We start from the raw sequence: 10,897 nt of genomic DNA, 5'->3' as shown, positions 1-10,897 counted from the left end.
CGCTGCATGAGGGCCATCATCGCCTGGGATGCACGGGCAGAAACGGCAACACCCCCTACAATGCTGTGGAGCAGGCGGGCGGTAGCATCAGTTGTCAACATGTTGCGATTTTCCATGGCTGGGCCATAGAAAGCCCGTTCCCGTCCATAGGGGCCATCACACCAGGTTTTTTGGCATACATTGATAGTCTGCAACTCTTCCCACTGTAAGGATTGAAAGTAGCGATTCACAATCTGGCGCTGGGTTTGCCAAGTTGCAAATGGGCCAGTTGGCAACTCTGGCCCGCTCGTTGTCCCCGTGAGCACGTCTACTACTAGGCTAGTGGCATCGTTGCTGGAGTCCACAATCATGTCATGAATAGCGCGATCTAACTCAACGGATGGCTGTACCATGCCCTTCTCTAACCACTCGTAGATCGCTACTAGATAAAATAGCTTCACCACACTGGCAGGGTAAATTCGCTCAACTCCTCGATAGCTAAATCCCCGCACAGGCTGACTCCAAAAGGTTTCAGGTGCAATTGCTCCGCCGGTATTTACCGGAAACGGCGGGTCGTACACCACCCACGTTAGCGCAAGCTGGTTACGAGCTAACTGGGGAAAGGCAGCCCAAGTAGCTGCTAGAACCCGATCGCCAAGTTGCTCTAGAGTTGCATCTTTGCTATAGAACACCATTGCAGTAAATTGCATTAAGCTGATAGGAGTTGACGTTTAACCTATAACATTCTTCGGATCGGAAAACGCACCGATGTTAGACCAATTCATCACGCCTCCTGACTACTTTGGCTTTGATACAGCAGCACTGATCATCATCCTAGTCGCTCTAGAAATGGTGCTATCAGCCGACAATGCCATTGCCCTAGCTGCAATCGCCCGTGGACTAGATAATCCTACCCTTCAGCGGCAAGCATTGAATATTGGCTTAGTGCTGGCCTTTACTCTGCGCGTTGCATTGATTTTATCTGCCACATGGGTGCTGCAATTTTGGCAATTTGAGTTAGCGGGTGCCGCCTACTTGCTCTGGTTGGTGTTTCAATATTTCACTTCAGATACCGATGATGACAATCGCCATCACGGTGCTCAATTCACAGCGATCTGGCAGGCTATTCCTGTTATTGCCTTCACCGACCTAGCCTTTTCCCTCGATAGTGTTACCACAGCGATCGCTATCTCTAAAGAGACATGGCTTGTCATTACGGGCGGCCTCGTTGGAGTCATTGCTCTGCGCTTCATGGCGGAACTGTTCATCCGCTGGCTCAAGGAATACGTCCATCTGCAAGATGCAGGCTACGTTACTGTTGGTCTAGTAGGCGGCAGGCTACTCCTCAAGGTCATTAACGATAGCCTTGTACCCCCCGAATGGCTCATGATTGCTGCGATCGCGCTGCTGTTTGCTTGGGGCTTTTCTAAGCGAGTTGACAGCACTTCTGACCCTAGCAACCCATTGACCAAAGATGAGGCCCAAATTACCAAACTAGACTAGAGGTCACAACTAGTGGAAACTTCGGTTCCTAAGGTTACGTGGAAATCAACTGCCAAACCTTACAACTGCAAGGAAGGCCTTCCTGTTGACAAGCCACGCAGAGTATATATGACTTTATATCGATTGGTATTGATAATGTGTTTTGTATCGCTTGAGGCAGAAAGACAAATCGATGTGATCTGGCAAACATGCCCATCCTTTGGTATGGTGATAGCTTAGAGGCATTGTTTTTTGTAAAGCAATTTCTCGCTCAGGTGTGAGGAACTCATTAACTATGAACAAAATCCTATGGCATTCTTTAGTAGCTGCACCTGCTCTGCTGGGTATCAGTCTGCTATCTTCATCTGCATTGGCAAATCCTGCTGATTCATCGTCTACTCTGACTCAAATTCGCTCCTATGGTCGCCAAGACGGTGGTCAAGCAACGTCCGATATCATGCGTCAAGTACGCTCTTACGGTAGCGATGATTCTGTTGGTCAAGTCACCTCCGTTACCCAACTGTCTGATGTTCAGCCTACTGACTGGGCCTATCAGTCCTTGCAATCTCTCGTAGAGCGCTACGGTTGTATTGTTGGTTATCCTGATGGCACCTTCCGTGGCAATCGTCCCCTCAGCCGCTTTGAGTTTGCTGCTGGTTTGAACGCTTGTATGGACAAGGTCAATGACCTGATTGCCCAGGGATTGGCTGGTGTTGCTACCAAGTCGGACATTGAAACTCTGAAGCGTTTGCAGGAAGAGTTCCGGGCCGAGCTTGATGCTATCCGCGAGCGCATAGATGTGATAGACGACAAAGTTGCCACTTTGGAAGCACAACAGTTCTCCACCAACACCAAGCTGGGCGGTGAAGTTCTATTTGTGATTTCTGGCGTGATCGATGGCGATGACATTCAGTCAGCAGCTAACCCTGTGGGTACTTCTGCTGCTGGCCCACGTCCAGCCTTGGCTGCCGGTACCCGAGTTGGTGAAAACGTTACCTTCACTAGTCAGGTTCGCTTGGCGTTTGATACCAGTTTCACTGGGCGCGATCGTCTACGGACTCGGATTCAGTACCGCAACATTGGTACTGGTACATTAGGAACCGTCAACAACGCTGCGACTAATGGTAGCAACACTGGTACCAACATGACTCAGTTGGGTTCTACTGGTACTAGCAACAACGGTACGGACTTTGAAATTGATGACTTAGCCTATCGGTTCCCAGCTCTGGGCAGTGGCCGGATTACAATTGCTGCTCGCAGTGAATTCGATCGCATCTACGACACCCTATCTCCCTTTGAGGGTACTGGCACTGGTTCTATCTCCCGTTTTGGCCGCTTCAACCCCATCTACCGTTCTACCACGGGTGCAGGTGCCGTTCTGGAATACACGTTTGCACCTTGGGTGAGTGCCACGGTTGGATATTTGGCGGCTAATGCTGCGGCACAAAACCCTGCCGTTAGCGCGGGTTTGTTTGATGGTCAGTTCACTGCCTTGGCTCAGGTAACTTTCCGTCCCGTGAGCAACTTGAAGATTGCTGCCCTCTATGGTCGTTCCTACTATCCCGCTGGTGCCGGTGTAACTGGCGCTACGGGTAGTGTTGTTGCCAATAACCCCTTGGGTGGTATACGCACTAACGTTGACGAATACTCTATCAACGCCCAGTGGGATATTAGCAGCCAACTGGTACTGTCTGGATGGTTTGGCTATGAACAAGCTTCTGCTACTACTGGTGCTTCTCGTGCTGACATCATCAACTGGGCTGTGCAGTTCGGTGCTAGGGACTTGTTTAATCGGGGCGACTTGGCGGGTATTATCTTCGGTCAGCCACCCCAGCGTACTGGTGGCACCTTTGGCCCAGAAGGTAACACCACTTCTTACCACATTGAAGCCTTCTATCGCTATCAGTTGAACGACAACATTCAGATTACCCCTGGTATCATCATCATCACCAATCCTGAGCACAACACCAACAACGACACCCAGTACGTTGGTATCATCCGGACTCGCTTCTCCTTCTAGGCAGCGTGATGACGGTATAAGTGCTAAATGTTGGGTTCACGCTAGCGTAACCCAGCTATAGGTCTTGGTTTACAGCAGATCCCCGGCTTCTTAGGAAGTTGGGGATTTCTTTCTGTGCGCTATGCTATAGAGCATCAGTTACTAAACCTCCCTGAGGTAGGGTGCTGGTGCAAGCTAAGGTGAGATTTGCCAGCTTTGAGGACGATGCTGTCTAGAGCAATGATTCTGAGAATGACCTAGAGGGATAGTTCGAGTTAATTACTGGGGAGTCAGTCCAAATGGCACCAGAGTCAGAGCTGAATCATTGGGTCGCTGGCCAACTCTTCTGGCTATTAGCAACTAGTGACCTAGTATAGCCACGCCTACTTAAGGTAACTCATGATAATAGGGCTAAGGCTAGAGCTAGTAATACCATTTCTCTAAAAGCCAGCTACACAATCCATTAGTTCGCTACACAATTCATTAGTTCGTACCATTAGTTCGTAGTAAGGACTTAAGTCCTTACAAAAGCCATCTGTAACGATAGTCCAGGGAATTGGTATAACCAAGGCCTAATGGTCTGCTAGAGGAAGATGGCTACCATCATCATTAACATCAACATCATTGACATTGAAAGTCATCCTGACTTAGGTCTCGCTTGTATAGGAATTCTCAACTAGTCCAAACTCTTGTAGGGCAGGCAAGAAATTACGATGTTCATGCCCAGGCTGACTGAGCTTAATCAGCACAAACCGTTGCAACGCCGTTAGATTTTGCCATTGAGTGAGGGATAGTGTGGCTCCAGCCGCCATAATTTGAGTTTGGACTGATTCAGGAATTGTGTCAGGCACTGCTGCGATCGCCCAAGCTGTCCGTTTATCTGCTGCGAGGGTGGGGGCTTCTGCTCCGGTTCGAGCCAGCAACCACTGCTGTAACTGTTGTCGATAATTTGCTTGTTCGATCGCCGTCTCGCAGGGCAACTCTAGTAATCCTTGGCGTTGTTGAAGGGTCAACTGTTGCCATTGCTGAAGACTGAGCTTTACACTACAAGCGTCTAAGTTGTAGCGCACTCGCATAGGGATGCAGCGCAGAGAGTTGACAAAATCCTGTTCAAACTGAAAGCAAGTCATGCTTGGTGGCAATCAGGTTACCTAAGGGTTTTCTAGTTTATACAGCCGTAGTCCCAACATAGGAGAGCAAGTAGTAGATATTGTAGTTTGTCCTATCCCTCTAGGAGCGTGCTTCAACACTAGGGGCGTACTTCAACAATTGTACCTAGCTTAATTTGGTCATAGAGCTGAATAATATCTGAGTTACGCATCCGTATACAGCCATGGGAAACCGCTTGACCAATGGTGTTCTCTTGCTCGGTGCCATGAAACCCAATTTCTAAGTAATCAGCAGTGGTGAATTTGATCCAACGGGCACCTAGGGGATTACCTTTTCCCGGTGGAATTTCTTGCCCAGTGATGGGGTGTTGCCATGTAGGGTATTCTTGCATAGCTAAGACCATAAACCTACCCGTTGGTGTTTCCCACCCTTTTTGCCCCACAGCAATGGGATAACTCGCCTTCACAACCTGCTGGTGATGGAGATAAACGCGACGATCGCTTAAATCCACCACGATACGGATATCTGAGCGTTCAGACTGCTTAAAAAGCCGCTGTTGAACACCAACGCTCGGAGTAAACAAGGGTTGCCATTGCCCTACAACCACAGCAACTGCTCCTACCATACAGAGCATCATGATGCTGTGAGATAACGACTCGTTGCGCATGAACAATCGTTGACCAAACCCCGATAGTCTAGCCTAGAGCCACTAGGGGTAACTGGTCAAGGGGCAGATGTAGCGCCCGTTGCTGGTACATTGGGGCTAGTGAACACAGGTGACCTACGATCCCCGGTGTAACCTATGGGAATCGTAGCGCGGGGCACGGGTAAGGGAGCTATGGTCGATGCTACTGGTGAAGCGGCTGGTGGAGACGGAATAGGAGCGATCGCGCTATTGCGAGCTGTAGGAGAGGTTGCTCTCACTGGAAGTTGGGTAAGCGGTATCGGCTGCACAGTCGGTGGAGAGGGTGCTGGGCTGGGGGTGATGATAATTTGCCGAGGCGCTGCATTGGATGGTCGGGCAACCGCTGAAACTGTAGTAACAGGTAGGGTAGGAGGCGATGCTGGTGGTGGGGCGATCGTCAGAGGTGGTCGTGTCAAGACTGGTGTTGGTGCGGATGGTGCAGATGGTGACGATGTTGACACTGTGCCAGGAGTGCTCGGTAATGCTGATGGACGCAGAGTTGGTGGAGGGGGCACGGGAGCTGCCAGTAACGGCTGGGTGGCTGGTCGTTGATTAATGGCAACCGAGGTTCGCAAGGTTACTGGGGTAGGAAATGCATCAGCGGAGAGCGTTGTTTCTGGATTAGGGGATGCTGTAGTTGTGGCAGTAACCCTAGGTAGGGCCGTAGTGGGATTGCCACCAGAGTAGTCATTGCTAGCTGCGGAGCTTCTCAGGGCTGTGGGGGAAGGAAACCCATCGGCTGAGAGCACAGTCTGAAGTGGTGATGACCGATGGCCTGACAGGGTGGACTGGTGATAAGCAGGAATGGTAGGGGGCTGGCTAACGGCAATAGGTTTGAGGCGAGCCGAGTATCCCGAATCTGAGGTGTTCGTGATTGGCGCTGGAAACAACTCCCACCGTTCTGGATTCGCATTAACCTCGTTGGCAATGGCGAGCAACGCAGTTGTTGACGCAATCACACTCAACCCTACCCAGCCGTAATTCAGTCGTCCCATTGATCTAGTCCTCTCAACTACGATTAGGCACTATATGTTGCCGTTAACCTGTCGATAGCCATTGATAGCACAGGAAGCTAAAACGATCGCAAGCAATTTTTGCTAGACATGTTTGCAAGACACAAGGGGTTAGGGGATGAGGATCGTTTGTGTCCTAATCAGCGCAATAAAAGGCTGCTTACTAGCTACAGGCATCCAGAGGTCAAAATCAGCGGGGGTGCAAGGCAAATTGTCCTCACACCCCCTGTCACCGTGCTTGTGGGCAGACCGCTGGAGACTTACGATGCTTGTTCCCGCAGTTCGCCTGTTTTTACAGTAATGTCGCGAGATTGGTTACCCCGACGGATAGAGAGTCGTAAGCTTTGGCCCACGCGAGTCTTCTCGACGATCGCCTGCAACTCATCAGCCTTAGTGACCGATTGGCCATCAACGGCTACAATTACATCACCACGACGCAACCCTGCTTCAGCAGCAGGCATATTCGGCAGTACCCGCACTACTAGTACGCCATTCACCTCTGGCAACTGCACAGATGTGTTAGGATCCCGATTATTTTCTCGCGCCATATCTGCCGTCAGCGTCACCATCTGAATGCCGATGTAGGGATGCTGTACCTTTTGCCCTTTCTCCAGAGTGGCCTGAATAGCCTTAGCAGTGTTAATGGGGATCGCAAAGCCTATGCCCATAGCATCTGCACGGATAGCTGTGTTAATCCCAATGACTTCACCTTGAGCATTCAGCAATGGCCCACCAGAGTTTCCAGGGTTAATGGCAGCGTCAGTTTGAATAAACTCTAAGCGCTTGTCAGGAATGCCCACCTGAGCACTAGACCGCTTTAGCGTACTAACAATGCCCAAGGTCACTGTGTTGTCTAGACCTAGGGGATTGCCCACAGCGATCGCCCAGTCCCCTACCTGTACCTTATCAGAGTCTCCTAGTTTCGCCACAGGCAGATCACCTTTGACACCTTCTAGTTTCACCACAGCTAGGTCAGTAACTTCATCGACACCCATGACCTTCCCTTGAAAGGTACGCCCATCCTTGAGAGTCACAGTTACCTTGTCGGCATTGTCCACAACATGGGCATTGGTCAAGAGGATGCCGTTCCGATCGACAATAAAGCCAGAGCCTTGTCCACGCACTAGCTGCTGCCGAGGTGCACTGAAGCCATCGTTACCAAAGAAATCTCGAAAGAAGGGGTCGTCTAAGAGGGGATCACTACGACGGGTAATGGTACGCTCGGTGTCGATGCGCACAACAGCAGGGCCAATTTGATTCACCGCAGCCGCCACAAAGCTTGAAGTTCCTGGCTTTTCGCTCAGATTAAGTGCTGTTGTGGCACCTAGCCTGCTAGATTGCAGCAGTTCAGTATTGGCGAGGGCTGGCTGCATCAACATCCCTACAGAACACACCAACATAGTGACGCTGATTAGCAATACCTGCACTGCACGACGCATGGAAAATCCTGATAGTCCTTGCTTCATAATCTGTACCCTTGGGTCAAAGCTATGTCTATTTTGTCAAGATTCCGATCTGATCGCCCAACGGATCAGGATTCGGTTTTACCTACCTGCTTGCCGTGATGGTCACACCTGCTGGATAGTATAGTCACTCGCTGATCGCCTGTTGAATCCGTGTGGTGGCCAAACCCTTTTGATGGAACAATATAAGGGATTGGGTGAGGTCAGGCCCCTGCAAACTGCCCGTCAGGGCCGCCCGCAGTGATTTCATCACTACCCCTTTCTTTACACCTAGGGTCTTAACCACGTTACCCACGATCGCCTGCACATCCTCTGAACTCAGGGTAGGGTAGCCTGCCAAGGCTGCAACTACTGCTTGCATGGCTTCCTTGGCTTGGGGTTGCTGAAGCTGTGCCGTTGCGTCTGGGGTCATGGTGAGGGGTGTGAAAAACAACTGAGCTTGCTCTACAGCATCGGATAACCGCACCAAGCTAGGAGCTAGAAGGGCTGTAAGTGCCTCTAACCAAGGACGATCACTGTCACTATCAACCGTATAACCTGCTGCCTGCCATAGGGGAATCAACGCATCGGTAAGAGTTGGAATTGACATTTGGTGAAGATACTGGCTGTTGATCCAGTTGAGTTTATCCCAGTCAAATCTAGCCCCAGCCTTATTGACTCGTTCAAAACCAAAGACAGCAGCAGCTTCTGAAAGGGTAAAAATCTCTGCCATACCCTCTGGTGGTGACCAGCCCAGTAGGGTCATGTAGTTGGCGATCGCCGCTGAAATGTACCCCATCTGCTGAAAATCGCTGATCGATGTCACCCCGTCCCGCTTAGAGAGTTTGGCTCCCTGCTGGTTCAGAATCAGAGGGGTGTGGCCAAACTGCGGCACTGGCACACCAAACGCCTCGTACAGCAAAATCTGCTTGGGAGTGTTGCCCACATGATCTTCTCCCCGAATGACGTGGGTGATTTGCATGTCAATATCATCCACCACCACCACAAAGTTATAGAGGGGTTGGCCAATGTCATCGGCAGCAGCGGCTCTAGCAATAACCATATCGCCCCCCAAATCTCGACCCTTCCAGGTGACGGTGCCCCGAACCAGGTCAGTCCAAGAAATGTCTCGATCGTCATCAATCTTAAACCGAATCACGGGCTGTCGTCCCTGAGCAATATACTCAGCCTCTTGCTCCGAGGTCAGGTGGCGATGGCGATTGTCATAGCGAGGGGCTTCGTGGCGAGCCTTCTGAGCCTCTCGCATAGCCTCTAGTTCCTCTGGTGTATCGTAAGCACGGTAAGCTAAGCCCCTATCTAGCAAATCTTGAATCCGTTGTCGGTATAAGTCCATTCGCTGGGACTGAAAAATTGGCCCCTCATCCCAGGTCAATCCCAACCATGTCAGACCATCGAGAATGTTTTGGGTGTATTCTGGGCGCGATCGCTCCACATCGGTATCTTCTATCCGCAAGATAAACTGACCGCCGTGATGACGGGCAAACAGCCAATTAAACACTCCCGTGCGAGCAGTGCCGATGTGTAAATTCCCAGTTGGGCTAGGTGCTAGACGAACACGAACCATAATCACTAATTGCTACTTAACCAGTTGTCCTAGTATCTCATCGGCTAGTCCTGATTCTTTCACACAGATGGCATAAAGTTGCACAGAATTAAGCTGGGGAATGGCAGACTTCAATTGCTCAACCGAAGTTCCGGGGGGGGTACAGAAAGTTTGCACCACTTGGCGATATTGGCTTGATGTGCCGTAGAGTGACTGCAGGGCAGCAGGGTTGCGCAGGATAGGCAACGCCCGTTGTAAAACCTGATCGGTTAATAGGTTCACGGATGGCGACTCTCCGGCCACAATGGCGCTATCTGCCAGGGCTTTGCGCACCTCGTCGCGCACGAGTCGGGTACCATTAGGCGTGCGGGCGATCGCGGCTACAAACCGGGGCGAAACCTGTGGATTGGCTTGCATATAGCTACGAATACCAGCTAGACCCATACCAGACAGTAAATCCGATAGGGTAGCGACATAGGCTTGATACTGCACCGGAGAGTTCCGACTTTGATCCCCACAAATCACCGAACCATCTTGATCGGGGCCAAGACTGAGATTGACCTTGCCTCGGTCACGGCAGGCAGCTAGGGTTGCCTGAATATCTGGGGAAAACTTATCCCCTAGGCGTTGCATGGCAAGTGCAGCGATCGCTGTTGCCTTAATGGTTTCCGCTTGAGATCTACATGGTGCAATCACAAGAGTTGCTGCTAATAGGCTCAAGCAGCCAGCACCGATGCGCAGACCAATCTTCCAGTTGCAGTTCATAGACAAGTCGTGGTTACAAAACATAGGCTAGGAGACAGTGACCCGTTCTCCTCACCATTTGTTGCATTACGCTAGCATACGCAGCGAGTTGACATTTCCTTAAAGGCCCTTCCCTTCAGGAGAGAAGCTACATCCAACGCTTGCTGCTTTCCCAGCCTAGTTAAGGGGAACATCAAGAGGTAAGGGCGAGATGGGCCTGGTTGGACTGACGTAACTAATGATACTCTCCTAGGCATGGAGTGCTTGGGCAAACCGGATTGAGAATGGCACAAGGGCTAGGGCGCAATAGATGATAGTTGCCAGCCCAACAGTGGGATAACGGCGACACACCATAGCACCAGCAATGCTGATGGAAACTGTACCGTAGACAATGCGATCAACGGACATGGTGCTGCCAGAGGCGATCGCAAGGCTGATTACCGCTACGCCGTACAGTAATGTGCTGGTTGTAAGTTGATAGCGATAGTGCCAGAGCACGCAAAAGCCGCCGATCGTCAATATGGTAGCAATCATTTCGTTGCCCCATTGCAGCCACAACACCAGGAGCAATGTAAAGCTAGCAATACCGAGCATGGTAGAGGTCAGTCGATGTCGTGCCATCCACAACCAGATGATTCCTAGCCACGTCCCACACAGCAATAGTGCTAACACACCCTTAGTCAGCCAGTTGTCAGCCATGAGAATTCCCATGACACCGCCGTTCAGAATCTTAAGCCATCCCTGCCAGTCCAAACCGCCTAGGGACGATCGCCACGCTTGCTGCACTTTAATGAATGCCAGTGGTTCATGAAACTTAATCGCACAGAACAGACTGTATATTGCTGTACCTAAGCCCGCCATGAGGCCACCCAAATAGGC

10 protein-coding genes are annotated in these 10,897 nt (G+C 50.9%); 2 read left to right on the top strand and 8 right to left on the bottom strand.

The features are described 5' to 3' along the window. On the bottom strand, window positions 1-674 hold a 674-nt coding region (locus NZ772_06520; GenBank protein MCS6813209.1), incomplete at its 3' end, for a class A beta-lactamase-related serine hydrolase. A 73-nt stretch (window positions 675-747) separates the two neighbouring features. On the opposite strand from NZ772_06520, the gene NZ772_06515 reads away from it, so the two are divergent. Beyond that, window positions 748-1,482, top strand: coding sequence for a hypothetical protein (locus NZ772_06515; GenBank protein ID MCS6813208.1), 735 nt, complete (start codon window positions 748-750; stop codon window positions 1,480-1,482). Window positions 1,483-1,756: 274 nt separating this feature from the next. Beyond that, window positions 1,757-3,481 (top strand): iron uptake porin, encoded by a 1,725-nt coding sequence (locus NZ772_06510; protein MCS6813207.1) that lies wholly within the window; start codon window positions 1,757-1,759, stop codon window positions 3,479-3,481. Window positions 3,482-4,107: 626 nt separating this feature from the next. On the opposite strand, the gene NZ772_06505 is transcribed toward NZ772_06510, so the two are convergent. From NZ772_06505 to NZ772_06475, 7 genes are all read right to left on the bottom strand, one after another. Continuing rightward, window positions 4,108-4,590, bottom strand: a complete 483-nt coding sequence (locus NZ772_06505) for a nitrate reductase associated protein (GenBank protein MCS6813206.1) — start codon at window positions 4,588-4,590, stop codon at window positions 4,108-4,110. A 119-nt stretch (window positions 4,591-4,709) separates the two neighbouring features. Beyond that, entirely contained in the window at window positions 4,710-5,237 is a 528-nt protein-coding gene (locus NZ772_06500) for a L,D-transpeptidase (protein ID MCS6813205.1), read from the bottom strand. A 56-nt stretch (window positions 5,238-5,293) separates the two neighbouring features. Continuing rightward, window positions 5,294-6,250 (bottom strand): hypothetical protein, encoded by a 957-nt coding sequence (locus tag NZ772_06495; GenBank protein ID MCS6813204.1) that lies wholly within the window; start codon window positions 6,248-6,250, stop codon window positions 5,294-5,296. A 278-nt stretch (window positions 6,251-6,528) separates the two neighbouring features. Next, entirely contained in the window at window positions 6,529-7,734 is a 1,206-nt protein-coding gene (locus NZ772_06490; GenBank protein ID MCS6813203.1) for a trypsin-like peptidase domain-containing protein, read from the bottom strand. A gap of 124 nt (window positions 7,735-7,858) precedes the next feature. Beyond that, on the bottom strand, window positions 7,859-9,298 hold the full coding sequence (gltX, locus tag NZ772_06485) for a glutamate--tRNA ligase (protein MCS6813202.1): 1,440 nt from the start codon (window positions 9,296-9,298) through the stop codon (window positions 7,859-7,861). A 9-nt stretch (window positions 9,299-9,307) separates the two neighbouring features. Further along, window positions 9,308-10,063 carry a hypothetical protein gene (locus tag NZ772_06480; protein ID MCS6813201.1) on the bottom strand — a complete coding sequence of 252 codons (756 nt, stop codon included), beginning with the start codon at window positions 10,061-10,063 and terminating at the stop codon, window positions 9,308-9,310. 204 nt (window positions 10,064-10,267) lie between these two features. After that, window positions 10,268-10,897 (bottom strand): hypothetical protein (locus NZ772_06475; GenBank protein ID MCS6813200.1); only part of this gene is annotated, 630 nt, incomplete at its 5' end.

The organism is Cyanobacteriota bacterium (genome assembly GCA_025054735.1).
GTDB lineage: Bacteria > Cyanobacteriota > Cyanobacteriia > SKYG9 > SKYG9 > SKYG9.
This window is presented reverse-complemented; position numbering and strand designations above follow the sequence as displayed.